This window comes from Pseudomonas entomophila (assembly GCF_029478665.1).
Lineage (GTDB): Bacteria > Pseudomonadota > Gammaproteobacteria > Pseudomonadales > Pseudomonadaceae > Aquipseudomonas > Aquipseudomonas entomophila_F.
In genome coordinates this window covers 64,682-89,083 of sequence record NZ_JARPQB010000015.1, presented here as the reverse complement: position 1 = coordinate 89,083, position 24,402 = coordinate 64,682, and the positions used below count along the sequence as shown (strand labels likewise).

Annotated in this window: 22 protein-coding genes; 10 read left to right on the top strand and 12 right to left on the bottom strand. The window is 67.7% G+C overall.

Annotated features, from left to right (window positions below; translation table 11 throughout):
- Positions 1 to 130: 130 nt before the first annotated feature.
- Positions 131 to 355 carry a hypothetical protein gene (locus P5705_RS10265; protein ID WP_277460724.1) on the top strand — a complete coding sequence of 75 codons (225 nt, stop codon included), beginning with the start codon at positions 131 to 133 and terminating at the stop codon, positions 353 to 355.
- Positions 356 to 385: 30 nt separating this feature from the next.
- Here P5705_RS10265 and P5705_RS10260 read toward each other — a convergent pair whose 3' ends face one another.
- From P5705_RS10260 to P5705_RS10245, 4 genes are all read right to left on the bottom strand, one after another.
- The gene (locus P5705_RS10260; protein ID WP_277460722.1) at positions 386 to 1,018 is read right to left on the bottom strand and encodes a LysE family translocator; all 633 of its coding nucleotides are present in this window, start codon (positions 1,016 to 1,018) and stop codon (positions 386 to 388) included.
- Positions 1,019 to 1,178: 160 nt separating this feature from the next.
- Positions 1,179 to 2,276, bottom strand: a complete 1,098-nt coding sequence (locus P5705_RS10255) for an alkene reductase (protein WP_277460721.1) — start codon at positions 2,274 to 2,276, stop codon at positions 1,179 to 1,181.
- 206 nt (positions 2,277 to 2,482) lie between these two features.
- Positions 2,483 to 3,493 carry an aldo/keto reductase gene (locus tag P5705_RS10250; protein ID WP_277460720.1) on the bottom strand — a complete coding sequence of 337 codons (1,011 nt, stop codon included), beginning with the start codon at positions 3,491 to 3,493 and terminating at the stop codon, positions 2,483 to 2,485.
- Positions 3,494 to 3,651: 158 nt separating this feature from the next.
- Positions 3,652 to 5,184 (bottom strand): FAD-dependent oxidoreductase, encoded by a 1,533-nt coding sequence (locus P5705_RS10245; RefSeq protein ID WP_277460719.1) that lies wholly within the window; start codon positions 5,182 to 5,184, stop codon positions 3,652 to 3,654.
- A gap of 185 nt (positions 5,185 to 5,369) precedes the next feature.
- Between P5705_RS10245 and P5705_RS10240 the strand changes: the two genes are divergently transcribed.
- The 4 genes from P5705_RS10240 to P5705_RS10225 all read left to right on the top strand — a co-directional run bounded on the left by P5705_RS10240 (position 5,370) and on the right by P5705_RS10225 (position 12,866).
- Positions 5,370 to 6,512, top strand: coding sequence for a MexC family multidrug efflux RND transporter periplasmic adaptor subunit (locus P5705_RS10240; protein WP_277460718.1), 1,143 nt, complete (start codon positions 5,370 to 5,372; stop codon positions 6,510 to 6,512).
- A 15-nt stretch (positions 6,513 to 6,527) separates the two neighbouring features.
- The gene (locus tag P5705_RS10235) at positions 6,528 to 9,656 is read left to right on the top strand and encodes an efflux RND transporter permease subunit (RefSeq protein WP_277460717.1); all 3,129 of its coding nucleotides are present in this window, start codon (positions 6,528 to 6,530) and stop codon (positions 9,654 to 9,656) included.
- Positions 9,656 to 11,062: an efflux transporter outer membrane subunit gene (locus tag P5705_RS10230; protein WP_277460716.1), complete on the top strand. Its 1,407-nt coding sequence runs from the start codon at positions 9,656 to 9,658 to the stop codon at positions 11,060 to 11,062. The genes P5705_RS10235 and P5705_RS10230 overlap by 1 nt, the downstream gene beginning before the upstream one ends.
- A 229-nt stretch (positions 11,063 to 11,291) precedes the next feature.
- Positions 11,292 to 12,866 (top strand): sensor domain-containing diguanylate cyclase, encoded by a 1,575-nt coding sequence (locus tag P5705_RS10225; RefSeq protein ID WP_277460715.1) that lies wholly within the window; start codon positions 11,292 to 11,294, stop codon positions 12,864 to 12,866.
- On the opposite strand, the gene P5705_RS10220 is transcribed toward P5705_RS10225, so the two are convergent.
- Positions 12,863 to 13,372: a GNAT family N-acetyltransferase gene (locus P5705_RS10220; protein WP_277460714.1), complete on the bottom strand. Its 510-nt coding sequence runs from the start codon at positions 13,370 to 13,372 to the stop codon at positions 12,863 to 12,865. The genes P5705_RS10225 and P5705_RS10220 overlap by 4 nt on opposite strands.
- 262 nt (positions 13,373 to 13,634) lie before the next feature.
- Between P5705_RS10220 and P5705_RS10215 the strand changes: the two genes are divergently transcribed.
- The 3 genes from P5705_RS10215 to dksA are packed head-to-tail and all read left to right on the top strand — an operon-like array spanning position 13,635 to position 15,992.
- Positions 13,635 to 14,195: a carbonate dehydratase gene (locus P5705_RS10215; RefSeq protein ID WP_277460713.1), complete on the top strand. Its 561-nt coding sequence runs from the start codon at positions 13,635 to 13,637 to the stop codon at positions 14,193 to 14,195.
- Between the two features lie 2 nt (positions 14,196 to 14,197).
- Positions 14,198 to 15,547 carry a dihydroorotase gene (locus P5705_RS10210; protein WP_277460711.1) on the top strand — a complete coding sequence of 450 codons (1,350 nt, stop codon included), beginning with the start codon at positions 14,198 to 14,200 and terminating at the stop codon, positions 15,545 to 15,547.
- A 37-nt stretch (positions 15,548 to 15,584) separates the two neighbouring features.
- Complete coding sequence (gene dksA, locus P5705_RS10205; RefSeq protein WP_277460710.1) at positions 15,585 to 15,992, top strand: RNA polymerase-binding protein DksA; 408 nt, start codon at positions 15,585 to 15,587, stop codon at positions 15,990 to 15,992.
- Here the strand turns inward: dksA and P5705_RS10200 are convergent.
- Positions 15,989 to 16,702, bottom strand: coding sequence for an MgtC/SapB family protein (locus P5705_RS10200; RefSeq protein ID WP_011534272.1), 714 nt, complete (start codon positions 16,700 to 16,702; stop codon positions 15,989 to 15,991). The two genes, dksA and P5705_RS10200, sit on opposite strands and share 4 nt — an antisense overlap.
- A 337-nt stretch (positions 16,703 to 17,039) precedes the next feature.
- Positions 17,040 to 17,810 (bottom strand): class I SAM-dependent methyltransferase, encoded by a 771-nt coding sequence (locus P5705_RS10195; RefSeq protein WP_277460708.1) that lies wholly within the window; start codon positions 17,808 to 17,810, stop codon positions 17,040 to 17,042.
- Positions 17,811 to 17,883: 73 nt separating this feature from the next.
- On the opposite strand from P5705_RS10195, the gene P5705_RS10190 reads away from it, so the two are divergent.
- The gene (locus P5705_RS10190) at positions 17,884 to 18,348 is read left to right on the top strand and encodes a sterol desaturase family protein (RefSeq protein WP_277460707.1); all 465 of its coding nucleotides are present in this window, start codon (positions 17,884 to 17,886) and stop codon (positions 18,346 to 18,348) included.
- A 74-nt stretch (positions 18,349 to 18,422) separates the two neighbouring features.
- On the opposite strand, the gene P5705_RS10185 is transcribed toward P5705_RS10190, so the two are convergent.
- Entirely contained in the window at positions 18,423 to 19,313 is an 891-nt protein-coding gene (locus P5705_RS10185; RefSeq protein ID WP_277460706.1) for a bile acid:sodium symporter family protein, read from the bottom strand.
- 182 nt (positions 19,314 to 19,495) lie between these two features.
- On the opposite strand from P5705_RS10185, the gene P5705_RS10180 reads away from it, so the two are divergent.
- Positions 19,496 to 20,374, top strand: coding sequence for a Dyp-type peroxidase (locus P5705_RS10180; protein WP_277460705.1), 879 nt, complete (start codon positions 19,496 to 19,498; stop codon positions 20,372 to 20,374).
- A gap of 81 nt (positions 20,375 to 20,455) precedes the next feature.
- Here the strand turns inward: P5705_RS10180 and P5705_RS10175 are convergent, their stop codons facing one another.
- The 4 genes from P5705_RS10175 to P5705_RS10160 all read right to left on the bottom strand — a co-directional run bounded on the left by P5705_RS10175 (position 20,456) and on the right by P5705_RS10160 (position 24,353).
- On the bottom strand, positions 20,456 to 21,763 hold the full coding sequence (locus P5705_RS10175) for a hypothetical protein (protein WP_277460704.1): 1,308 nt from the start codon (positions 21,761 to 21,763) through the stop codon (positions 20,456 to 20,458).
- A 219-nt stretch (positions 21,764 to 21,982) separates the two neighbouring features.
- Positions 21,983 to 22,750, bottom strand: coding sequence for an SDR family oxidoreductase (locus P5705_RS10170; protein ID WP_277460702.1), 768 nt, complete (start codon positions 22,748 to 22,750; stop codon positions 21,983 to 21,985).
- On the bottom strand, positions 22,747 to 23,538 hold the full coding sequence (locus tag P5705_RS10165; protein ID WP_277460700.1) for an SDR family NAD(P)-dependent oxidoreductase: 792 nt from the start codon (positions 23,536 to 23,538) through the stop codon (positions 22,747 to 22,749). The genes P5705_RS10170 and P5705_RS10165 overlap by 4 nt, the downstream gene beginning before the upstream one ends.
- On the bottom strand, positions 23,535 to 24,353 hold the full coding sequence (locus P5705_RS10160; RefSeq protein WP_277460699.1) for a molybdenum cofactor biosynthesis F family protein: 819 nt from the start codon (positions 24,351 to 24,353) through the stop codon (positions 23,535 to 23,537). The genes P5705_RS10165 and P5705_RS10160 overlap by 4 nt, the downstream gene beginning before the upstream one ends.
- Positions 24,354 to 24,402: the final 49 nt, after the last annotated feature.

Sequence of the window (24,402 nt, the reverse complement as noted above, 5' to 3'; positions counted from 1 at the left end):
CTTGCATCGCGGCCTGAACTGTCCACCAGTTCAGGCCTGTTCAGGTGAGCAAATTCAACCATACCCGCCTGTGCTGCCGTTGTATCGAAGCGGCATGAAGCCTGCCTATACCTATTGGGAAGCGCTATTCATGACCAGAAAATCTCGGCATCAACCCCCTGCCATCCTTGCCCAAGCCGACCCTGAGTTCACCGCGCCAGGCGAGCGTGAAGTGGCTTTTCTCAAGGGCGCGGTGGGTGACGGTACCTCCATCATCCGCGAAGGCCAGCATGTCAGCTATGAGCTGGTGCAAGGCGCGGATGGCCTGTGGTACGCCGTCAATATCGTTGTTGTCGACGAGCCTCGTCTGCATTGACGCTTGAGTCTGCTGAGCGAGCCAGTGGGGCTACACCGCCCTGACGTTGAGCAGGCGCACGCCCAAACCGATGAACAGCGCGCCGGTGGCCCGCTTGATCCAGGCGGCCAGGGGCGAAGCCTTCAGGCGCAGGCCGAAGCGGTAGGCGGTGAAGCAGTAGAACGAATGCACCAGGCAGACGATCAGCGAGCCGCTCAGGTACATCGCCGCGAACTGGCCGAAGAGCGGCCGCCCAGGCTCGAGGAACTGCGGCAGGAAGGCGCAGAAGAACACCAGGGTCTTGGGGTTGCTCACCGACACCAGGAAGGCTTCCACGGCGATGCGCCATTGCGTCTGGGGCGGCGTCGCGACCGTGGAGGTGGCCGCGGCGGCGGGGCCGCTGGGTGTCAGCAGTTGGCGCAGGCCGAGGTAGATCAGGTAGCCGGCGCCGGCCAGCTTCAGCACCAGGAACGCCGTGGGCAGCGAGATCAGCAGGGCACCCACGCCCATGGCCACGGCGGTGATGGTCAGCAGTTGCGCGGTAAGGTTGCCGAACAGGGTCATGCCCATACCGGAGGGGCCGTAGCGCAGGGCGTTGCGCACGGTCAGCAGGACGTTGGGGCCGGGGATGAGCGAGGTAAGCAGGTAGGCGAAGGAGAAGGTCAACCAGAGGTGCAGGGCCATGGAGCGCGTCCTTTGCGCGGGGAAAGATGCACAATGCCAGCAATCTGACAGATTCACCACGGTTGGCACCGGCCTTGCCGGTGTTCGCCAGCAAGGCTGGCTCCTACAAAGGTCGCGCAAGGCTGAGGAGAAGAGGGCGCTTGCGGCGCCCTTGCTGCATTCAAGCCTGTTTCAGCACGGGGTAGTCGGTATACCCCTCGGCCCCATTGGAATAGTCGAACTGCGCCCGGTGTTCGTTCAGCGGCGCCCGCAGCCGCAGGCGTTCCACCAGGTCCGGGTTGGCGATGAACGCACGGCCGAATGCCACCGCGTCGATCAGCCCACGGCTGAGCAGGTCTTCGGCTTTTTCGGCCGTGTAGGCGCCCGCCGCCACGATCACCCCTGGATACACCGCGCGAATCGCCTCGCGGAATTCCTCGCGCAGCGGCTGGCCACCGGCCCAGTCCGGTTCGGACAGGTGCAGGTAGGCCAGGTTGCGCTTGGCCAGCTCGCCAATCAGGTACAGCCCGGCAGCTTCCTGATCTTCACCGTTGTCGACGCCATTGAAACCACCCAGCGGGAAGATGCGGATGCCCACCCGGTCGGCGCTCCATTGGGCGATGGCGGCGTCCACCGCTTCGAGCACGATGCGCGCACGGTTCTCGACACTGCCGCCGTAGCGGTCGTCGCGGATGTTGGCGCTGGGGGTGAGGAACTGGTGCAGCAGGTAGCCATGGGCGGCGTGCAGTTCGATGAAGTCGAAGCCGGCCTTGCGGGCGTTGGCGGCGGCCTGGCCGAAGTCGGCGATGATCGCGGCGATTTCGGCTTCGCTCAAGGCGCGTGGCGTGGAGGTCTCGACGCGGATCACCTTGCGGTTTTCGTCACGCAGCGAGGTCCGGGCGTTGGCCGGCAGCGCGGAAGGCGCCACGGGCGCGTCGCCGTTCGGTTGCAGCGAGGTGTGCGACACGCGGCCGGTGTGCCAGACCTGCACCGCGCTGTGGCCGCCGTCGGCATGGATGCCTTCGTTGACCTGGCGCCAGGCGGCGATCTGCTCGGGGGTGTGGATACCCGGCGAGCCGGAGTAGCCCTTGGCCTGGAAGGAGATCTGCGTGGCTTCGCTGATGATCAGCCCGGCGCTGGCGCGCTGGCGGTAGTACTCGGCCATCAGGGGTGTTGGCACATCGCCGGGTTCCAGGCTGCGCAGGCGGGTCAGGGGGGCCATGAACACCCGGTTGGGCAGCGTCAGAGGGCCGAGCTTGAGGGGTTCGAAGAGTTTCATCGGGGCTCCATCGGAAAGGTGATTCGATGGTGCGCACGATACCGAGGTGATTGGGGAAAGGGGGGACCGATACCCCGGCGCATGGCTCCCCAATTGGCGTGGCCCCTGTAGGAGCGGCTTCAGCCGCGATCACCCGCAAAGCGGGTGCCACACACCGCGACGGCCGCATCGCGGCTGAAGCCGCTCCTACAGGTCTTGCGTAAGCCTCATGCCCGCGGCAAGCGCCCGGTCACGAAATGCGCCACGTCGTTGAACCCCGGCGTCGAGGCATGCCCCGGCGTTACCAGCGAATCGATGAAGGCTTCATCTTCCGCCGTGACCTTGACCTCCAGCGCGCCGGCGTAGGTGTCCCACTGCGCTTCGGTGCGCGGCCCGACGATGGCCGAGCTGACCAGGCGGTTGTTCAGCACCCAGGCAATGGCGAACTCGACGATACCAACGCCCTTGGCCTCGGTGTAGGCGTGGATCTTCTGGGCGATGGCCAGCGACTCCTGGCGCCATTCCACCTCCAGGATCCGCTTGTCCTGGCGCCCGGCGCGGCTGCCGGCATCCGGTGTCGAGCCCGGCGCGTACTTGCCGCTGAGCACGCCTCGGGCCAGGGGGCTGAACGGCACCACGCCCAGGCCGTGGTAGGCGGCGGCGGTGAGCTGCTCGGGCTCGGCCTGGCGGTTGACGATGTTGTACAGCGGCTGGCTGACCACCGGCTTGGCCACGCCCAGGCGCTCGGCGACGTTGCAGATCTCGGCGATGCGCCAGCCGCGGAAGTTGCTCACGCCCCAGTAGCGGATCTTGCCCTGGGCCAGCAGGTCGCCGATGGCGCGCACGGTCTCTTCCAGTGGCACCGCGTGGTCCTCGCGGTGCAGGTAGTAGATGTCCAGGTAGTCGCTGCCCAGGCGCGTGAGGCTGGCTTCGAGGGCATTGAACAGGTGCTTGCGCGACAGGCCGCTGCGGTTGGGTACGCCATCGGCCGGGCCGTAGCCGGCTTTCGAAGCGACGATCCAGTCCTGCCGGTTGCGCGCCACCGCCTCGCCGACGATCTCTTCCGAGCGCCCGCCGTTGTACACGTCGGCGGTGTCGATGAAGTTGATGCCCTGGTCCCAGGCCTTGTCGATGATGCGCAGCGCGTCTTCGGTGCTGGTCTGCTCACCGAACATCATGCTGCCCAGGGTGAGGGCCGAGACTTGCAGGCCAGAGTGGCCGAGGGGGCGGTAGATCATGCTCGCGGGTCCTTGTCAGGCGATGTGAACCAGTGGTTTTACACATAACCGCCCCTGTTTGAAAGGGCCACCGTTCTGTAGGAGCCAGCCTTGCTGGCGAAGCAGGCGCCGCGGTGGTTGGCACCGGCGTGGCCGGTGTTCGCCAGCAAGGCTGGCTCCTACGATTGAGCGGTGTCGATCAGTTCGCGGGCTTCGCGGCTCGACAGCGGTCGCTTCATCCGCTGCGACAACTTGGCCATGGCATCCGAGTAACCTTTGGCGATCACCGCCTCGACCTCGTCGTCGATGCATTGCAAGGCGATGAAGTCACCCTGTTCCGGCTCGCCCACGAACTCGATGCGGTTCCAGTAGCGGCCATGCCCGAGCACCTCGTAGGTGCGCCCGTGCTGGTAGGTCCAGAAGAACGGCACGTCGTCATAGCGGCGCCGCTCACCGAGCATGTTGGCGGCGGCGATCACGCCGTGCTGCTGGGCCAGGCGCCAGTGCTCGATGCGCACCGTGCGGCCGGCGAGGGGAAAGCGGGCGATGTCGCCGGCCGCCCACAGGCCGTCGCCGGCTTGCAGATGGGCATCGACCTCGATGGCACCGTCCTCGCCCAGGGGCAAACCCTGCACATAGCGCGTGGCCGGGGCGACGCCGGTGCCCAGCAGCACCAGCGGGGTGGCCAGCCGTTCGCCATTGGCCAGCACTACCGCCTCGACCCGTTCCTTGCCCTCGAAGGCGGTCACTTCGGTCGGGCCGTGGAACACCACGCCCTTGCGTTCATGCAGCTCACGCAGCGTTCGGCCAATGCGCTCACCCAGTTGCTTGGCCAGCGGGACCGGATGGCGCGTGACCACATGCACCTGCAAGCCGTACTTGCGCAGGGCCGAGGCGGCTTCCAGGCCGATGAACCCGTCCCCGACGATCACCACCGGTTGGCCGGGCTCGGCCAGGTCGAGCAGGCGCGCGGCATCTTCCCGCGAGCGCAGCACGCAGATGCCGGGCAACTGGACGCCAGGCAGGTCCGGGCGCCGGGGTTTGCCACCGGTGGCCAGCAAGGCGGCGTCGTACTTGAGCGACTTGCCGTCGGCAAGTGCGATCTCGCGCTTGTCGACATCCAATGAGCGGACCTTGGCGTGCAGGCGCTGCAACTGGCCCCGGCGCAGAGCGTCAGGCTCCAGCAACGAAGGCACTTCGTCGGGGGGCATCTGCCCGGCAATGACGAATTTGCTCAGGGCAGTGCGGTCGTAGGCGCTTTGCGGCTCATGGTCGATCCACACCAGCCGCCCGCCGAAGCCATGGCCGAGCAAGGTCGCCACGGCGGCGCTGCCCGCCGCGCCCGCGCCGATGACGACAAAGGTGCGGGCATCGCTGTGCAGGGGTGGGTCTGCCCTGGGCAGCGGCTGGTCGTCCACCCAGACCTGGCCATCCTTGACCTGCACCGGGTAGCGGCGCAGGTCGACCAGCGCCGGAGGCTCGCACACGGCGCCTTCGTCCACGGCGAACGCCGCCTTGTGCCACGGGCAGACCAGCAGGCCGGCGCAGACCACCCCTTCCTCCAGGGGCGCGCCGGCATGGGGGCAGTTGCCTTGGTAGGCGCGCACCTGGTCGCCGTGACGTACCAGGATGACTTCTTCGGCGCCGGCCTGGACCCGTAGCGGGCGCTGTTCATTCAACTCGGCGAGGGGGGCGACGGCGTGCAGGGCCATGGGCGTTCTCCTTGAATCCAGTGTGCTCATTTGACGCCTGCCCAAGGTCAAGGGTGCCACGAGGTGACGACCGGCTACCGTGATTACAATCTTTAACAAGAGAATCAAATGAGACTAAATTGACTCAATAAGGCTTCGTGAGTACCATTCGCGCCGTTTTCAAATCAAAGGCTCGGGTGAAATTCATGGGCAACTTGCGTGCAATTGGGGTGGTCGGCCTGCTGGCGGCGGCGATCGCGCTGTCGGGCTGCGACGGGGCGGATCAGCCCCAGGCTGCGGCCGAGGTGGTGTATCCGGTGGAGGTGGTGACCGTGGCTGGCGAGCCGTTGGCCCTGGCCTCGACCCTGCCGGGCCGGGTCGAGCCGATGCGGGTCGCCGAGGTGCGCGCGCGGGTGGCTGGCATCGTCCTGCACAAGCGCTTCGAAGAGGGCGCCGACGTCAAGGCCGGCGACGTGTTGTTCCAGATCGACCCGGCACCGTTCAAGGCCGCCCTGGCGCGGGCCGAGGGCGACCAGGCCCGTGCCCAGGCGGTGCAGCAGGAAGCCCAGGCGCGGGTCAAGCGCTACGCGCCGCTGGTCAAGATCGAAGCGGTCAGCCAGCAGGACTTCGACAGCGCCACCGCCGAGCTGCGCAGCGCCCAGGCCGCCGTGCGTTCAGCCCAGGCCGACGTGCAGACCGCGCGCCTGAACCTTGGCTACGCCACGGTCACCGCGCCGATCTCCGGGCGCATCGGCCGCGCCCTGGCCACCGAAGGGGCGCTGGTGGGGCAGGGCGATGCCACGCTGCTGGCGCGTATCCAGCAGCTCGACCCGATCTATGTCGACTTCACCCAGTCCGCCGCCGATGCCCTGCGCCTGCGCCAGGCTTTGAAGGACGGCGCGTTGGCCGGTGGCGACGACAAGGCGCTGACGGCCCAGGTCGAAGGCACCGACTACCAGCGCCAGGGCGCGCTGATGTTCACCGACGTGGCGGTCGACCGTGGCACCGGCCAGGTCAGCCTGCGTGGTCGTTTCGACAACGCCGACGGCATTCTCCTGCCCGGCATGTACGTGCGCGTGCGCACCCCCCAGGGCACCGATCAGCAGGCCATCCTCGTGCCGCAACGCGCCGTGCAGCGCGGCAGCGATGGCGAGGCGCGGGTGATGGTGGTGGGCACCGGCAACCTGGCCGAGGCGCGCAGCGTGCGCACCGGCGTGATGCAGGGCGCGCGCTGGCAGATCACCGAGGGCCTGCGCGCCGGTGACCAGGTCATCGTCGGCAGCCCGGCGGGCCTGGTTCCGGGCACGCCGGTCAGCCTGGCCCAGGCACAACAGGCCGCGGCGCAATAAGGCGAGGGTAGCGAGATGTCCAAGTTCTTCATCAATCGGCCGAACTTCGCCTGGGTCATGGCGCTGTTCATTTCCCTGGCCGGCCTGCTGGTGATCCCGGCGCTGCCGGTGGCCCAGTACCCTAGCGTGGCACCGCCACAGATTTCCATCACCGCCAGCTACCCGGGCGCTTCGGCCAAGGTGCTGGTGGAGTCGGTGACCAGCATCATCGAAGAGTCGCTCAACGGCGCCAAGGGTTTGCTGTACTACGAGTCCACCAACAACTCCAACGGCGTCGCCGAGGTGCTGGTGACCTTCGAGCCCGGCACCAAGCCGGACATGGCCCAGGTGGACGTGCAGAACCGTCTGAAGCAGGCCGAGGCGCGCATGCCCCAGGCTGTGCTGTCCCAGGGCCTGAAGGTCGAGCAGGCCAGCGCCGGGTTCCTGCTGATCTACGCCCTGACCAGCAAGTCCAGCGACAGTGGCGACACCACGGCCCTGGCTGACTACGCCGCGCGCAATATCAACAACGAACTGCGGCGCGTGCCCGGTGTGGGCAAGCTGCAGTTCTTCGCTTCAGAGGCGGCCATGCGGGTCTGGGTCGACCCGCAGAAGCTGGTGGGCTACGGGCTGTCCATCGACGACATCAACAACGCGATCCGTGGCCAGAATGTCCAGGTGCCGGCCGGCAGCTTCGGCAGCACCCCGGGGGCCAGCGAGCAGGAGCTGACCGCGACCTTGGCGGTGCAGGGCACCCTCGACACCCCCGAGGCGTTCGCCGGCATCGTCCTGCGCGCCAACCCGGACGGCTCCCGCGTGCTGCTGGGTGATGTCGCGCGCCTGGCCATCGGCAGCGAGAACTACAACCTGTCCTCGCGCCTGGACGGCCACCCGGCCGTGGCCGGCGCGGTGCAGCTGGCGCCCGGCGCCAACGCCATCCAGACCGCGACGCTGGTCAAGGAGCGCCTGGCGGAGCTGTCGCAGTTCTTCCCCGAGGGCGTCGAGTACTCGGTGCCCTACGACACCTCGCGCTTCGTCGACGTGGCCATCGAGAAGGTGATCCACACCCTGATCGAAGCCATGGTGCTGGTGTTCCTGGTGATGTTCCTGTTCCTGCAGAACGTGCGCTACACCCTGATCCCGTCGATCGTGGTGCCGGTGTGCCTGCTGGGCACGCTGATGGTGATGAAGCTGCTCGGCTTCTCGGTGAACATGATGACCATGTTCGGCATGGTGCTGGCCATCGGCATCCTGGTGGACGACGCCATCGTGGTGGTGGAGAACGTCGAGCGGCTGATGGCCGAGGAAGGCCTGTCGCCGGGGGCGGCCACGGTCAAGGCGATGGGGCAGGTGTCCGGGGCGATCATCGGCATCACGATGGTGCTGGCGGCGGTGTTCCTGCCGCTGGCATTCATGTCCGGTTCGGTGGGGGTGATCTACCAGCAGTTCTCCGTGTCGCTGGCGGTGTCGATCCTGTTCTCCGGTTTCCTGGCCCTGACCTTCACCCCGGCGCTGTGTGCCACGCTGCTCAAGCCGGTGCCCCACGGCCACCACGAGAAGGGCGGTTTCTTCGGTGCCTTCAACCGCGCCTTCGCCCGCGTGACCGAGCGCTACTCGGTGATGAACAGCGCCCTGGTGGCCCGCGCCGGCCGCTGGATGCTGGCCTACGTCGGCATCCTGGTGGTGCTTGGTTACTCCTACCTGCGCCTGCCGGAGGCCTTCGTGCCATCCGAGGACCTGGGCTACAGCATCGTCGACGTGCAGTTGCCACCGGGCGCCAGCCGGGTGCGTACCGACCACACCGCCGAAGGCCTGGAGAAGTTCCTGATGTCCCGCGAGGCGGTGGCCAGCTCGTTCATCGTCAGCGGTTTCAGTTTCTCGGGCCAGGGCGACAACGCCGCGCTGGCATTCCCCACTTACAAAGACTGGTCCGTGCGTGGCCAGGAGCAGTCGGCCGAGGCGGAAACCGCGGCGATCAACGCCCAGTTCGCGGCCAACGGCGACGGCACCATCACCGCGGTCATGCCGCCGCCGATCGACGGCCTGGGCAACTCCGGCGGTTTCGCCCTGCGCCTGATGGACCGGGGCGGCCTGGGCCGCGAAGCATTGCTGGCGGCCCGTGACCAACTGCTGGCCCGCGCCAACGGCAACCCGGTGATCCTCTACGCAATGATGGAAGGCCTGGCCGAGGCGCCGCAGCTGCGGGTGCAGATCGACCGTGAAAAGGCCCGCGCCCTGGGCGTGAGCTTCGAAACCATCAACAGCACCCTGGCCACCGCCTTCGGTTCGGCGGTGATCAACGACTTCACCAATGCCGGGCGCCAGCAACGCGTGGTGGTGCAGGCCGAGCAAGGCGAGCGGATGACCCCGGAAAGCGTGCTGCGCCTGTATGCGCCCAACGCCAGTGGCGAGCAGGTGCCGTTCAGCGCCTTTGTCACCACCAAGTGGGAAGAGGGCCCGGTGCAACTGGTGCGCTACAACGGCTACCCGTCGATCCGTATCGCCGGCGACGCCGCCCCGGGTTCCAGCACTGGCCAGGCGATGGCCGAGATGGAGCGCCTGGTCAGCGAGCTGCCGCCTGGCATCGGTTATGCCTGGACCGGCCTGTCGTACCAGGAGAAGGTCTCCAGCGGCCAGGCCGCCGGCCTGTTCGCCCTGGCCATCCTGGTGGTGTTCCTGCTGCTGGTGGCGCTGTATGAAAGCTGGGCGATCCCGCTGACGGTGATGCTGATCGTGCCAATCGGTGCCCTGGGCGCGGTGTGGGCAGTGATGCTCACCGGCATGCCCAACGATGTGTACTTCAAGGTCGGCCTGATCACCATCATCGGCCTGGCGGCGAAGAACGCCATCCTCATCGTCGAGTTCGCCAAGGAACTGTGGGAAAAGGGTTACAGCCTGCGTGACGCCGCCATCGAGGCCGCGCGCCTGCGTTTCCGCCCGATCGTGATGACCTCCATGGCCTTCATCCTCGGCGTGGTGCCGCTGGCCATCGCCACCGGCGCCGGCGCGGCCAGCCAGCGCGCCATCGGTACCGGGGTGATCGGCGGCATGCTCAGCGCCACCTTGCTGGGCGTGGTGTTCGTGCCGATCTGCTTCGTCTTCGTGCTGACGCTGCTCAAGCGCAAGCCTGCCCCTGTGAAACATGCGGTCGAGGCCGTGGAGTGATGGACATGCGTAATTTCGTTTTGCCCTGTGCGCTGGCCTTCGCCCTGGCCGGTTGCTCGCTGGCGCCGACCTATCAGCGCCCCGAGGCGCCGGTCGCGGCCCAGTGGGGCGACGCGGCGGCCCATCAGGGCCGGGCAGTGGAGCAACTGGACTGGCAGGCGTTCATCGTCGACCCGACTTTGCGCCAGCTGGTCGCCACCGCGCTGGACAACAACCGCTCGCTGCGCCAGACCCTGCTGGACATCGAGCAGGCCCGCGCGCAGTACCGTATCCAGCGCGCCGACCGGGTGCCGGGCCTGAACGCCGGGGCCTCGGGTAACCGCCAGCACCTGCCGGCGGAGCTGGCCAGCAATGGCCGCGAAGGGGTGAGCAGCACCTACCAGGTGGGGCTGTCGCTGCCGGAGTACGAGGTGGATCTGTTCGGCCGGGTGAAGAGCCTGAGTGACGCGGCGCTGGAGCAGTACCTGGCCACCGAAGAGGCCGGGCGTGCCGCGCGCGTCGCCCTGGTCGCCGAAGTCAGCCAGGCCTACCTGACGCTTGACGGCGCCGAACGCCGCCAGGCCCTGACCCGCCAGACCCTGGCCAGCCGCGAGGACTCGCTGGCCCTGGTCGGCCAGCGCCGTTCGGCCGGTACCGCGACCGCCCTGGACCACCAGGAAGCCCTGGGTCTGGTCGAGCAGTCGCGGGCCGAGCTGGAAACCACCGTGCGCCAGCAGCGCCAGGCGTTCAACGCGCTGGTGCTGTTGCTGGGCAGCAGCGACGCGGCCAAGGCCATACCGGCCGAACGTTCCGCCGCGCCCATGGTGCTGCAGGACATCGCCCCGGGCGCGCCGTCGGCGCTGCTCGAGCGGCGCCCGGACATCCTCGCCGCCGAACACCGGCTGCGGGCGCGCAACGCCGATATCGGCGCGGCGCGGGCGGCGTTCTTCCCGCGTATCAGCCTGACTGGCAGCTTCGGCACCTCGAGTGCGCAGATGTCCGGCCTGTTCGATGGCGGCTCGCGCAGCTGGAGCTTCATGCCGCAACTGTCGCTGCCGCTGTTCGACGCCGGGCGCAACAAGGCCGGCCTGAGCCTGGCCGAGGCGCGCAAGGATTCGGCGGTGGCCGCCTATGAAGGCACCATCCAGACCGCCTTCCGCGAAGTGGCCGACGCCCTGGCCGCCACCGACACCCTGCGCCGCGAAGAGGCCGCGCGCCGGGCCCTGGCCGACACCAGCCAGGCCACCCTGGCACTGGCCAAGGCGCGCTACGAGGGCGGCGTGGACAACCACCTGCGCTACCTCGACGCCCAGCGCAGCAACTATGTGAACGAGGCGACCTACATCGAGGCCAGCACCCAGCACCAGTTGGCCCTGGTCGACCTGTTCCGCGCCCTGGGCGGCGGCTGGCCAACGCAAAACCTGTAGGAGCCAGCCTTGCTGGCGATGCAAGGCGCAGCCTTGCCGGTCGCCGGTACGGTCTGTTCGCCAGCAAGGCTGGCTCCTACAGACAGTCAAGGGCATCGCCCTGAAGACCTCCTTTGGTTGGGCATTCCAGCCACCTCGGCCCCTGGACCGCGTGTCCCGGGGCTTTTTTTTCCCTCGGGCGCCTGGACTATAGTCAGGGGCGGCAAATGCGAGAGGGCAAGGGATTTCAATGGGTGCAGCCAGGAAAACGACCGAGGACGGTGTCTATGCGGTGACCAGCGAGGGCAGGGCGACGGCGCTGTTCCGCCTGGTGCTGTGCTTCATGGCGGTGGTGATGCTGGCCTTCGTGCTGATCGAGGGCTGGCGGATCTGGCGCGACTATCGCCAGGCGTTCATCAACGCCGACCGTGCGGTGACCAACCTGGCCCGGGCCACCGCCCAGCACGCCGAGGATGCCATCCGCCAGGTCGACGCCATCACCGCCGCGTTGGCCGAACGCCTGGAGGGCGATGGTTTCGAGCATATCGACCGGCCCCGGCTGCATGCCTTGCTCAAGCAGCAGGCGGCGATCATCCCGCAACTGCACGGGTTGTTCGTCTACGCCCCCGACGGCAGCTGGATCGTCACCGACAAGGACGCGGTGCCCCCCGGCGCCAACAACGCCGACCGCGACTATTTCATCTACCACCGCACCCACCCGGACCGCGAGGTGCGCATTGGTTCGGTGGTGCGCAGCCGCTCCACCGGCGACCTGATCATCCCCATCTCGCGGCGCCTGGACTACCCCGACGGCAGTTTCGCCGGGGTGCTGCTGGGCACCATCAAGGTCGACTGGTTCGTGCGCTACTACGGCGACTTCAAGATCGACGAACGCGGCGCGCTGGTGCTGGCCATGCGCGACGGCACCATCCTCGTGCGCCGGCCGTTCGTCGAACAGGTGATCGGCAGGAGCCTGGCGGCCAGCGAGATCTTCCGCAATCACTTGCCCTATGCCAGCGAAGGCGTGGCCGAGGCGGTGGCGGTGGTTGATGGGACGCCGCGGCTGTATGCCTTCCGTGTGTTGTCGAGCTATCCGCTGGTGGTGGAAGCAGGGTTGTCGCGTGAATCGATCATCGCCCCCTGGCGCCACGACATGCTCAAGTCGATGGCGGTGCTGGTGCTGCTGCTGATCGGCCTGGCCGGCTTTGGCTGGGTGGTATTGCGTCAGTTGCGCGAGCGGATCGCCATCGAGCGCGCCCTGCACCAGGCGCACCAGACGCTCAAGGCCATGGCCCTGACCGACAGCCTCACCGGCCTGGGCAATCGGCGTCGGCTTGATGCGGTGCTCGAGCCCGAGATTCGCCGTGCGCGGCGCCAGGGGCATTCACTGGCGCTGGTAATGCTCGACCTGGACCACTTCAAGCCCTACAACGACCGTTATGGTCATCCGGCGGGGGATGCTTGCCTGCGGCGTTTCGGCGAGTTGTTGCGCCAGTCGCTCAAGCGCCCGGGCGACCTGGCGGTGCGCTATGGCGGGGAGGAGTTCACGCTGCTGCTGCCGGACACCGACACCCAGGGCGCCGGCCTGATCGTCCAGGAAATCCTGCAGGCGCTGCGCCGTGCGGCCATCGAGCACCTGGGCAGCCCGTTGGGGCGGGTGTCCGCCAGCGCCGGTATCGCGGTGGTGGCGCCCTCGCTGGAGAGCGTCACCCCGGAGCACCTGATCACGGCGGCGGACGAGGCGCTGTACACGGCAAAACGCCAGGGGCGGGATCGGTACTGCGTGGCTGGGAGTGTGCAGGTCGGGGGGCGCAGCAGCCCCTAGATGCCGAGGGGCAGGCGCATGGCGCAGCGCCCCTCCAGGCCGTGCGCGCGTTCCTCGGCAAGGATCGCGGTCAAGCGCTCGTCCAGGTGCCCGGCCGTCAGCACCTCGAAGCCAAGGCGGGCATAGAACGGCCCATTCCAGGGCACCTCGGTGAAGGTGGTCAGGGTCACCGCACGCAATCCGGCTGCCCGGGCCGTCTGGATCGCCTGGTCGAGCAATTGCCGGCCGAGCCCTTGGCCCTGGGCTTCCTGGCACACCGACAGTTCGTGGATGTGCAGGGTGTCGCCGACCACGGCGGCGCAGATAAAGCCCAGCGGTTGGTCGTGCTCATCCACCGCGACCCAACTGCTGCCCGCGGTCTGGAATCGTGCATGTTCCGTCTCATCCATCACTTCGCTGTCAGCCAGCCAGGCCAGGGCAGGGTATTGCCTGAACGCCTGGGCGGCGGAGCGCTCGAGGGCGGGGAGCAAGGGTAGTTCCTGGGCGAGGGTGGGGCGGATGGTCATGAACGGTACTCGCTACGTGGGCACGGGATTGCCTGGCGATTGTGCCGCAAAGCGAGTGGCCGATGTTCGCAGGCACGCAATTGATCTGATACGCCCCCCCCCTGTAGGAGCGGCTTCAGCCGCGATCACCCGCCAAGCGGGTGCCAGGCAGCGCGGTGCTTTTATCGCGGCTGAAGCCGCTCCTACAGAGGGCAAAGATGCTTGTAAATTAAATGTTATAATATAACAATAAATTGTCTTTCTTTGCCTCAGGACTTCTCCCGTGATCCGCAGAAACCCCTCCGGCCATCTCCCCGACATCGCCGAGTCGGCCTACATCGACCCGACCGCGATCATCTGCGGCAAGGTGGTCATCCACGACAACGTCTTCGTCGGCCCCTACGCGGTGATCCGCGCCGACGAGGTGGATGCCGACGGCGACATGCAGCCGATCGTCATCGGCGCCAACTCCAATATCCAGGACGGCGTGGTCATCCACTCCAAGTCCGGCGCGGCGGTGCGTATCGGCCAGTTCAGCTCGATCGCCCACCGTTCCATCGTGCATGGCCCTTGCCAGGTCGGCGACCGGGTGTTCATCGGCTTCAACAGCGTGCTGTTCAACTGCCAGGTCGGCGATGGCTGCGTGGTGCGGCATAACTCGGTGGTCGATGGCCGTGACCTGCCCGCCCGCTTCTACGTACCGCCCACCGAGCATATCGGGCCGCATACCGATCTGGGCCGCTATCCACCGGTCAGCGTCTCGGCGTCCGAGTTCTCCGAGGACGTGGCGCGCACCAATATCGACCTGGTGCAGGGCTACAAGGCCCTGCGCAACGAGTTCTGACCATGGACGAGCTGTTGCTGCGCAATGCGCGCATGGTCAATGAAGGGTGTGAGTTCGAAGGCGACCTGCTGGTGCGCCATGGCCGGATCGAGCGCATCGCCGGCAGCCTGGAAGGCGCCCGGGCGCGTTGCGAGATCGATGCCAAGGGCGCCTGGCTGCTGCCTGGGATGATCGACGACCAGGTGCACTTTCGTGAGCCGGGCGCGCCGCACAAGGGTTGCATCGCCAGCGAGTCGCGGGCGGCGGTGGCGGGGGGCATCACCAGTTTCATGGACATGCCCAACACCCATCCACCGACCCTGACGCTCGAAGCCCTGGCGGACAAGAAGCGCAGGGCGGCGGCCAGTTCCCTGGCCAACTATGGCTTTCACTTCGGCGTCAGCCGCGACAACCTCGACACCATCGCCGCGCTGGACCCGCGCGAGGTGGCCGGGGTCAAGGTGTTCATGGGCGCGTCCACCGGCAACATGCTGGTGGATGACCCGCAGGTGCTGGAAAAGCTGTTCATCCATACCCCGACCCTGCTGCTCGCCCACTGCGAGCACACCCCGAGCATCCTGGAAAACGAAGCCAGGTGGCAGGCGCACCACGGCGAGTTCATCCCGCCCGCGGCGCACCCGTTGATCCGTGACGCCGAGGCCTGCCATCGCTCGTCCAGCCTGGCGGTCGCGCTGGCCCGGCGTTTCGGCACGCGGCTGCATGTGCTGCACCTGACCACCGCGCGCGAACTGGAACTGTTCCAGCCGGGCCCGGTGGCGGGCAAGCGCATCACCGCCGAGGTGTGCCTGCATCACCTGCTGTTCGACGACGGCGACTACGCCAGCCTCGGCCACCTGATCAAGTGCAACCCGGCGATCAAGACCCGCAGCGACCGTGACGCCTTGCGCCAGGCCCTGGTCGACGATCGCATCGATGTGATCGGCACCGACCATGCGCCGCACACGCTGGAGGAAAAGCGCCAGCGCTACAGCCGCGCGCCGTCCGGCTTGCCATTGGTGCAGCATGCATTGCCGGCGGCGCTGGAGCTGGTCAGTGAAGGCGTATTGAGCATGGCGCAGGTGGTGGCCAAGACCAGCCACGCGGTGGCCGAGCTGTTCGCCATCCGCGAGCGTGGTTTCTTGCGCGAGGGCTACTGGGCGGACCTTGCCCTGGTCGAGCGCCTGGACACGCCGCGCGCGGTGGCCGACGACCCGGTGCTGGCCCGTTGCGGCTGGACGCCGTTCCAGGCGCGCGGCTTCCACCATGTGGTGCGCAGCACCGTGGTGTCCGGGCAACTGGCTTGGCATGCAGGACGCGTGCAACCACATTGCCAGGGCCTGCCACTGATGTTTGATCGTCCCCGCCCTCTGTAGGAGCCGGCTTGCCGGCGAACCCGCCAGGAGAACCACCATGACCGAAGACCAACTGCTACACCAACCCACCGACGCCTACATGAGCGAACCCCAGCGCCAGTTCTTCCGTAACTTGCTGCTGATCCAACGGCGCGAGCTGCAAGCGCGCATCGAACAGGAGTTCCGCGCCCTGCGTGAACAGGAAGTGCACAGCGATGCGGCTGACCTGGGCAGCGCCGAAGAGGAACGCCACTGGCAACTGCGCTCGCTGGAGCGCGAGAAGAAGCTGCTCGACAAGATCGACCAGGCGCTGGAACGCCTGGCCCGGGGCGACTACGGCTGGTGCGCCGAAACCGGCGAGCCCATCGGCCTGCGCCGCCTGCTGCTGCGCCCCACCGCGACCCTGAGCATCGAGGCCAAGGAGCGCCAGGAACTCAGGGAGCGCCACCTGCGCAGCGACGGCTAGTCGGCCTCCAGCACCGGGCGCTGCAGTTGCCAGCGCACCGAGCTCACGCCCTTCTCCAGGCTGACCCGGCTGACCAGGCGCTCCAGCGAAGTCGGCGCCTGGGGCGTGCCGAGCAACTCGGCGCGCACTTCCAGGCGCATGGGGTCGGCCAGGTCCTCGCTGTGCAGCGACTGCAGGCGCAGGCCCGGGTCGCTCAGGCTGTGCAGCATCAGGCTGCGCACCTGGATCTCATCCTCGGCGCGGCAAACGATGCGCACCTCGAAGCGCTGCTCGACCTCGCTGGCCGGCACCATGTCCTGGCGGTCCAGGCGCTGGGCGATATCGCGCAGCAGGATGTTGGCGCACAGCACCACCAGGCTGCCCAGCGATGCCTCGAGCAGCAGCCCGAGGCTGCACAGCACCCCCACCGCCGCGGTGCACCAGAGGGTGGCGGCGGTGTTCAGGCCGCGCACGTTGAAGCCATCGCGCATGATCACGCCACCACCGAGGAAGCCAATGCCCGACACCACGTAGGCGGCGATGCGCGAGGCATCGGTGGGCGCCATGCCCGGCACCGCCTGGGTCATCAGCACGAACAGGCAGGCGCCGGTGCTCACCAGCGCGTTGGTGCGCAGGCCGGTCAGGCGCTGGCGCAGTTGACGCTCGGCGCCGATCACGGCACCAAGCAGCAGGGCCACGCTCACGCGCAGCAGGAAGATTTTCCAATCCATAGCGAACTCCGTTGCGCGGGCGATGGCCCGCACTGGCGCCAACCGAAGGCGGCGCGATTGAAAACGAGGAATGCGCAGGACCACGCGCGATGCCGGATGGCAACGCTGCTGGGGAAGGGGGATGCTCAGCCGTGGAGGGCTGGAGGAAACCACCGTCTACCGTGTGCGGCGAGACAGTGGCAGGAACGCTGCCGGACTAGCTCGCCGTGTGGGCCTGTCGCAATCGACTGGGGCTACTGTCCAATGCAGGGGACTCCTGTTGAGGGGATGCTTGAGTGCGCGGCGGACCATACGCCTCGACCGCCATCGGGTCAAGGCGCGAAACATGACAATCCGGTTAATCCAGGCGTTGGCAGCGGTAGGCCTGGGTCTGGTAGGGGAAGGCGATGCGCTCGCGGCCCTTGAGGTCGGGGTGGTGGTCGATCAGGTCCTGCAGGCGCGCCATGACCTCGTCCTGTTCGGCCTGGGGCAGGGCGGCGATGAAGCTGACCGAGCGCAGCCGTTCGATGATCACGGTCTGCGGGCTGCCTTCGTGGATATGGGGCAGGGTGGTCAGGGTTGGCGCGCTGAACCAGCGGCCGTCGAAAGCCTCGCGCCAGCGGCCGGTGTGAAAGCGTGGCGTGTCGCCTTCGTAGGGGGTGATGATCTCGGTGATGCGCGCCACCCAGTCCACCGTTTCGTCGCGCACGTTCCAGATGAGCCCCAGGCGGCCGCCGGGTGCCAGCACCCGGTGCATCTCGGCCAGGGCGATGGTGTCGGCGAACCAGTGGAAGGCCTGGGCGCAAACCAGCACCTGCTGGCTGGCGTCGGCCACCGGCATGTGCTGGGCGGAGCCTTCGAGCACGGGTACATCGGGCAGTTGCTCATGGAAGCGCTCACGCATGGCGGCCACCGGCTCCACCGCCGTCAGGCGGGGCGCCAGCGGGGTGAGCAGGCGGGTGAACTTGCCGGTGCCGGCGCCCAGGTCCAGCACTGTCGTGCCGTTGCTCACGCCCAGGGTGTCGCGCAGCCAGCCCAGCAGTGCGATGGGGTAGTCCGGCCGGCCCTGCTCGTAGTTGCCTGACTGGCGGGTGTAGCCGGTGCTGACCGAGGCGTGTACATCCTTCATGGAAAATCCCTCCGAATGACCTGCCGGCAATGTTACCCTTGCGCCTTTCGTTGCCAACCCCCCGGATCGTCTCATGTTGTTCAACCTCGCCATCCTGTTCGGCACCCTGGTGGCCATGGAAGGCGTCGGCACGCTGGCCCACAAGTACGTCATGCATGGCTGGGGCTGGTGGCTGCACCGCTCGCACCATGAACCGCACCTCGGCATGCTGGAGACCAACGACCTGTATCTCGTCGCCCTGGGGCTGATCGCCACGGCGCTGGTAGCGCTGGGCAAGGCCGGGCATGCGCCGTTGCAGTGGGTCGGCGGCGGCGTGGCCGGGTATGGCGTGGCCTATGTGCTGGCCCATGACGGTTTTTTTCACCGCCACTGGCCACGGGCGCCGAAGCCGGTCAATCGCTACCTCAGGCGCCTGTACCGGGCGCACCGGCTGCACCACGCGGTGAAGGGGCGCGAGGGCAGTGTGTCGTTCGGCTTCTTCTATGCGCCACCGTTGCGGGTGTTGAAGCAACAGCTGAAGCGGCGCAGGGGCCTGTAGGAGCGGCTTCAGCCGCGAACACCGGCGAAGCGGGTGCCATCACCGCGTTGCCAGTATCGCGGCTGAAGCCGCTCCTACAGAGACCGAGCGACGGTGCTGCCGGCCTTTTGCCCGCGGCTCACCCACCAGCCAAACCCCGCCGCCGTGAAGAACATGATCAGGCTGTAGATCGCCGCCGGCACCGCCATGGTCGCGTTGTTCAAGAGCGTCGGGCTCAGGGCCAGGGCGATGGCCAGGGTGCCGTTGTGAATACCGATCTCCATGCCGATGGCGATCGCCTGGCGCCGGGGGATGCTCAGCAGCCGCGGCACCCAGTAGCCCACCCCCAGGCTCAGCAGGTTGAACAGCAGCGCGGCGCCACCCACCACCGGCGCGTACTCGACTACCGTCTGCCAGTCCTTGGCCAGCGCCAGCACGATGGTGAAGGCCAGGAACAATGCCGCCACCAGCTTCATCGGCTTCTCCATGCGCGCGGCGAACCGTGGCGCGAAGTGTCGGATCAGCATGCCCAGCGCCACCGGCAGCAGGACGATGGCGAACACCTGCATGACCTTGGCGAATTGCAGCGGGATGGCCTGGTCGGATGCCATGAACCAGGCCAGCGACAGGTTCACCAGCAGCGGCATGGTGAGGATGGCGATCAGCGAGTTGACGGCGGTAAGCGTGATGTTCAGCGCCACGTCGCCATGGGCCAGGTGGCTGAACAGGTTGGCGGTGGTGCCGCCCGGCGAGGCCGCCAGCAGCATCAGGCCCACCGCCAGCGCCGACTCCAGGCCGAAACCGTTGGCAATCAGGAAACACACCAGCGGCAGCAGCAGGATCTGGCAGGTCAGCCCGATCACCACGGGTTTCGGGTATTTGACCACCCGGGCGAAGTCGGCCAGGGTCAACGACAACCCCAGGCCCAGCATGATGATGCCCAGGGCGAGGGGCAGGACGGCGGTGAGCAGCGGCGAGGCGGTCATGGGCGGTCTCTCGGGCGAAGGATCCCGGGAGTCTAGGTGGCACTGGAACGATAGCTAATCGCAATAGGCCTTTCTTGGTAACCGTTTGTTACTAAGCCCAGCGAGAGCAGCGGCCCCGGGTCGCGTTGCGATGCCGCGCCCGGCGCAGTAGCATTCCCGCTTTTGCCGAGGATTAGCCTGCCATGCCGTTCCAGCCAGGTCTGCTTGCCACACCGGTGCCGGCCCATGCCCGCCACCTGTTCTTCGCCCTCGACGCGGTCGAGGCCTTGCCCGCCGTCCTGGACCAACTGCTGCCGCAGGTCGACGGCAAGACCCTGGTCCTCGCCGTCGGCGCGCCGCTGGCCAAGGCCCTGGGCCGTGAAGTACCTGGCCTGCGCAGCTTCCCGCAGCTGGACGCGGTGGTGGAGAACCCGGCCACCCAGCACGCCCTGTGGTTGTGGCTGCGCGGCGAGGAGCGCGGCGAGCTGTTCCTGCGCGCCCAGGCGCTGCAACAGGCCCTGGCGCCGGCCCTGCGCCTGGTGGACAGCGTCGAGGGTTTCCTGCACCGCGGTGGCCATGACCTGACCGGCTACGAAGACGGCACCGAGAACCCGGTGGACGAAGACGCCGTCGCCGCCGCCATCGTGCCGGGCGATGTGCCTGGCCTGGCGGGTTCGAGCTTTGCCGCCTTCCAGCTGTGGAAGCACGACCTGAACTACTTCAAGTCGCTGCCCCAGGTAGAACAGGACAACATCATCGGCCGCCGCCTGAGCGACAACGAAGAGCTCGACGACGCGCCGGAGTCGGCCCACGTCAAGCGCACCGCCCAGGAGAGTTTCGAGCCCGAGGCGTTCATCGTCCGCCGTTCGCTGGCCTGGGCCGACGAGCGTGGCGCGGGTCTTGCGTTCGTGGCCCTGGGGTATTCGTTCGAGGCGTTCGAGGTGCAGTTGCGCCGTATGAGCGGGCTGGAAGATGGTGTGATCGATGGTTTGTACCGTTTCAGCCGGCCGCTGAGCGGGGGGTACTACTGGTGCCCGCCGTTGAGCGAGGCGGGTGCTGACCTGCAACTACTGCTGGGCTAGTTGCGGCCGGTTCGCCAGCAAGGCTGGCTCCTACACGTACGCATGAACCTGTAGGAGCCAGCTTTGCTGGCGAACCGCTGCTCAGAACGGCACCGCCACCGTCAGCTGGCTGTACACATTGGTCCCGCTCCCCACCTGATTGCCGCCATTGCTCTGATCCTTGCGCGGCTTGAACAGCCCCAGCAGCGGGGTGACGATCAGGTGTTCGTTCACCGCCCATTCCACATACAGGTCCAGTTCCTGGGCATCCAGGTTCAGGGTGTCGCGGGTGCGCACGGTATTGAAGTCGAAGAACAGCGCACCCAGGGTGACGTCGTCCCGTGGCGTGGCCTTCAGGCCGACATGGTGGATGCCGCTGTTGGTGTTGAACGGCCCGGCATAGTTGCCCGCCACCTCGCCCTGGATCCAGGTGCCGTAGCCGCCGGACAGGCCGGTGAACAGCAGGTCCCAACCCGCTGAGTAGCGGGTGTAGCGGTAGGTCAGCTGCGGCGCCCACGGCGCTTCGGCGAAGGTGTAGCCGGCCTCGGCGTACCAGGCCGTTTCCCGGCCGCCACGCTTGTCCTGCCAGGCGTATTCGAAGGCCAGGCGGGTATTGGCCAAGCCGGCGTTGCCCTCACCGCGCAGGCTGTACACATCCATGCCTTCGCGGGCCTTCTGGAAGTCGCTGGCCCACGGGTCTGCGACGTCAATGCCGTGGATATAGGTCAGGCCCAGGGTGCCGAGCACATGGGTGTAGTCCAGGGTGCCGGCGGCCAGTTCGGTCTCGGCCTGGGCGCGGTTGTCGGACTTGAGCCAGAGCACGCTGCCGTGCAAACCCTCCTTGCCGCCCAGGCGCAGCACCGCCGTGCGGTCGAAGGCATGTCGGGCGCCGAGGTAGAAACCGCCGCCGCGGTTGAGGTGGCCCTCGGCCGGGCCTTTGCCGAGGTTGGGGCCATCGTCGTTGATCAGGAAACCACTGCCCAGACGGATTACCTGGCGCCCCCCGGAAATGTCCACGCCATCCTGGCCCAGTAACGGGAACAGCGTGCCGGAGCGCCAGCCCAGGTAGGCGTCCTCGATCTTGGTGGTGCGTTCGGAGCCATCCTGGTTGCCCCCGGCATCGCCGTCGCCCCAGGCGCCGGAGCTCACCCAGTTCAGCGTGCCATACAGGCTGCCATTGCCGGCCAGGCCCTGGTCGCCGCTCAGGCCGTATTTGATGAAGCCCTCACGCCAGGTCGAGCCACCGGGCGTGCCGTCATAGTTGTGGCGGCTGTTGAACATGCCCCAGACCGCGAGCAGGTCGGCGTTCAGGTGGGTGTCGTCGTCGGCGTACAGCTCGTGGGCCGACGTGGCCTGGGTCGAAGCCAGCAAGGTCAGGGCCAGGACGGTACGGCGTGGGGTGAGACGCATGGATCGTTCCTCGTTCGTTATGTGCGGTCTTGGGGCCGCGTCGTTGTGGAGGCAGGTGTCGCAGGGCGACTGGGGCATTAGCGCGTGGAACAGGGGGGAGGGTCTTGCCCGTGGCTGCCAGCGCGCTTGCACCTGGCCGCCACGGACGTGTGGCTGTGGATATACCTGTAGGAGCCGGCTTTGCCGGCGAATGGGCCCATGGCTTGTGCCCGGCTCGCATCAGTCGGCGCTGTTGTGTTCCGGCAACGTGGCGCCCCCATCGACGATCAAGGTCTGGCCGGTGATGTAGCTGGCTGCATCGGACGCCAGGAACAACATCGCCGCAGCGATATCGGCCGGCTCACCCAGGCGTCCCAGCGGTACCCCTGCGCCAATCCGCGCATTCAGCGCGGCATCGCCGAGATTGCCCATGGCCGGCGTGCGCACCATGCCCGGTTCGACACCGTTGACCCGCACGTTCAACGGCGCCAGCTCCAGCGCGGCATTGCGAATGAAACCGTTGACCCCGGCCTTGGACGCGGCGTAATGGCCAAGGCCCGGGTAGGCCACCCGTGGGCCGGTCACCGACGAGGTCGCCAGCACGCAGCCTCCGGCCTGCTGGCGAAACAGCGGCAAGGCGCCCTGGGTGAGCCAGAACAGCGCGCCAAGGTTCACGGCGAGCGTGCGCTGCAGCAGCGCCGGGGTGATCTCGGCGAATGGCGTGAGCGGAAAGTACGCGGCGTTGTGCACCAGCACGTCCAGGCGCGGCATCGCCTCGAGCATTGAGCCGATGGCCTGGTCGTCTGCCAGGTCGAGCAACTGGCCCTGCACGTCATGGCCCCGTGCACGCTGCGCCTCGACCATGGATGCCAGCGCCACGGGCTCGACATCGACGGCCACCACCCGCGCGCCATTGCCGGCAAAACCCTCGACGATGGCCTGGCCGATGCCCCGGGCCGCCCCGGTGACCAGCACCGTGCGCCCGACGAAGTCATAGCGTGCGCTCATGGCTGGGGCTCCAGGCGGGCGTAGGCCAAGGTCGGCACATCGACCACCGTCGAGCCACCGTCGGCGGTGAGCACCGCGCCCGTGACGATGCTTGCCTCGGCGCTGACCAGGAACTGGCACACGGCGGCGATCTCGTCGCTGTCCGCGGGGCGGCGCAGCGGCACGTCGCGGGTGACACGCCGATAGGCGGCCTCCAGGTCCTCGTCGTGGTGGGCCATCAGCGCCTGCATTTCCGCGTCCGCCATCGGGGTGCGCACCCAGCCCGGGCACACGCAGTTGACCCGCACGCCCGAAGGGCCATAGTCGCGGGCCAGGGAGCGGGTCAGGCCGACCAGGGCATGCTTGGCGGTGGTATAGCCGCACACCTCGGGCCCGGCCGCCAGCGAGGCGATCGAGCCGAGCAGCACCAGGCTGCCCCGGCTGGCCTGCAACATTGGCAGGCAGGCGCGGGCGGTGTGGAAAGCACTGTCGAGGTTGCCGCGCAGTGCGTCACGCCAGGCGTCGTCGCTGGTGTCGCCCGCACGCCCGAGGCCGTGGCCACCGGCACAGGCGATGACCGCGTCGAGGCCGCCGAAGCGCGCCTCGACCTGCTCGATGAAGCCGCCCCAGGTGGCGCTGTCTGCCGCATCGCCCGCCAGCACCAGGCCCCCCGTTGCCTCGGCGACCCGTTCGAGCGCCGCCGGGCGCCGCCCCACCAGCGCCACCTGCCAGCCCTGGCGCGCCAGACGCAGGGCGCAGGCCGCGCCGATACCGCTGCCGGCACCGGTGACCAGCACGCGGCGGCTCACCGTGGGTACTCCGTGCGGTTGACCACCCGGCAGTACGAGGACACCGGGAAGTTGGCAAGGGTATCGAAGCCGGCGCCGGCGTAGCCGAAGATCTTGCCGTCGCTGCGGTGTTGCAGCAGGTCGATCATCACCAGGCCCAGGGTCGGCACGATCTTCTCGCACCAGACGAACAGGTACAGCTGCTCGGCGATCTTGTAGTAGTAGGCGCGGTCGGTGTCGCACAGGCCTTGCTCGACCCCCTTGAGGCACTGCCAGCTGTAGTAGTCGGCGTTGAGGTAGAGATGCTCGTACTCCTCGGTCGGGCTGTAGCGGTAATGATTGCGCAGCCCCACCAGCTCGGTGGTCGGCGCGTGGGGGCAGGCGCCGTCCTGCCAGGGGCGGTCGAGGGTGCCGTGGAGGAAGGTCGCCTCGACGCCGGTCAAGGGTTCGCCGGCCAGGGCGCGGGTGTACAGGCCGCGTTCGGCCTGCGCCTGGTCGGGCAAGCGACCGAGCACGGCGGTGAAGGCCTGGCTGAGGGTGTCGAGCACCAGTGAGATCGACCAGGCCCGGTCGCCTTCGTGCTTGATGAAATCGACCAGGTACAGCCCATCGCGCACCGACGTGGCGCGGTAGCTGGCAGTGCCGCTGCTGTGGCCGTCGGCGGCGTGCCAGTACAGTTGGTCTGCATCGAAGCGGTGCTCGATGACCCAGCCATTGGCGAAGTGCAGGGTGAGCGTGCGCCCGGCAAGGTCGGCCCGTTGCGGCAGGATGAACGCTTGCGGGGCGAAGCCCTCGGCGAGGGCGCCCACGGTGATCCAGTCGGCGGGTTTGCTCATGGTGGTGACTCCTGTGGTTGGCTTGGCCACAGGGTGCATTGCCACGCAA

What these genes read in the sequence shown, in the direction of transcription:
- P5705_RS10265 (WP_277460724.1), top strand. Translation starts at nt 131, where the DNA reads ATGACCAGAAAATCTCGGCATCAACCCCCTGCCATCCTTGCCCAAGCC.
- P5705_RS10260 (WP_277460722.1), bottom strand. Translation starts at nt 1,018, where the DNA reads ATGGCCCTGCACCTCTGGTTGACCTTCTCCTTCGCCTACCTGCTTACC.
- P5705_RS10255 (WP_277460721.1), bottom strand. Translation starts at nt 2,276, where the DNA reads ATGAAACTCTTCGAACCCCTCAAGCTCGGCCCTCTGACGCTGCCCAAC.
- P5705_RS10250 (WP_277460720.1), bottom strand. Translation starts at nt 3,493, where the DNA reads ATGATCTACCGCCCCCTCGGCCACTCTGGCCTGCAAGTCTCGGCCCTC.
- P5705_RS10245 (WP_277460719.1), bottom strand. Translation starts at nt 5,184, where the DNA reads ATGGCCCTGCACGCCGTCGCCCCCCTCGCCGAGTTGAATGAACAGCGC.
- P5705_RS10240 (WP_277460718.1), top strand. Translation starts at nt 5,370, where the DNA reads ATGGGCAACTTGCGTGCAATTGGGGTGGTCGGCCTGCTGGCGGCGGCG.
- P5705_RS10235 (WP_277460717.1), top strand. Translation starts at nt 6,528, where the DNA reads ATGTCCAAGTTCTTCATCAATCGGCCGAACTTCGCCTGGGTCATGGCG.
- P5705_RS10230 (WP_277460716.1), top strand. Translation starts at nt 9,656, where the DNA reads ATGGACATGCGTAATTTCGTTTTGCCCTGTGCGCTGGCCTTCGCCCTG.
- P5705_RS10225 (WP_277460715.1), top strand. Translation starts at nt 11,292, where the DNA reads ATGGGTGCAGCCAGGAAAACGACCGAGGACGGTGTCTATGCGGTGACC.
- P5705_RS10220 (WP_277460714.1), bottom strand. Translation starts at nt 13,372, where the DNA reads ATGACCATCCGCCCCACCCTCGCCCAGGAACTACCCTTGCTCCCCGCC.
- P5705_RS10210 (WP_277460711.1), top strand. Translation starts at nt 14,198, where the DNA reads ATGGACGAGCTGTTGCTGCGCAATGCGCGCATGGTCAATGAAGGGTGT.
- dksA (WP_277460710.1), top strand. Translation starts at nt 15,585, where the DNA reads ATGACCGAAGACCAACTGCTACACCAACCCACCGACGCCTACATGAGC.
- P5705_RS10200 (WP_011534272.1), bottom strand. Translation starts at nt 16,702, where the DNA reads ATGGATTGGAAAATCTTCCTGCTGCGCGTGAGCGTGGCCCTGCTGCTT.
- P5705_RS10195 (WP_277460708.1), bottom strand. Translation starts at nt 17,810, where the DNA reads ATGAAGGATGTACACGCCTCGGTCAGCACCGGCTACACCCGCCAGTCA.
- P5705_RS10190 (WP_277460707.1), top strand. Translation starts at nt 17,884, where the DNA reads ATGTTGTTCAACCTCGCCATCCTGTTCGGCACCCTGGTGGCCATGGAA.
- P5705_RS10185 (WP_277460706.1), bottom strand. Translation starts at nt 19,313, where the DNA reads ATGACCGCCTCGCCGCTGCTCACCGCCGTCCTGCCCCTCGCCCTGGGC.
- P5705_RS10180 (WP_277460705.1), top strand. Translation starts at nt 19,496, where the DNA reads ATGCCGTTCCAGCCAGGTCTGCTTGCCACACCGGTGCCGGCCCATGCC.
- P5705_RS10175 (WP_277460704.1), bottom strand. Translation starts at nt 21,763, where the DNA reads ATGCGTCTCACCCCACGCCGTACCGTCCTGGCCCTGACCTTGCTGGCT.
- P5705_RS10170 (WP_277460702.1), bottom strand. Translation starts at nt 22,750, where the DNA reads ATGAGCGCACGCTATGACTTCGTCGGGCGCACGGTGCTGGTCACCGGG.
- P5705_RS10160 (WP_277460699.1), bottom strand. Translation starts at nt 24,353, where the DNA reads ATGAGCAAACCCGCCGACTGGATCACCGTGGGCGCCCTCGCCGAGGGC.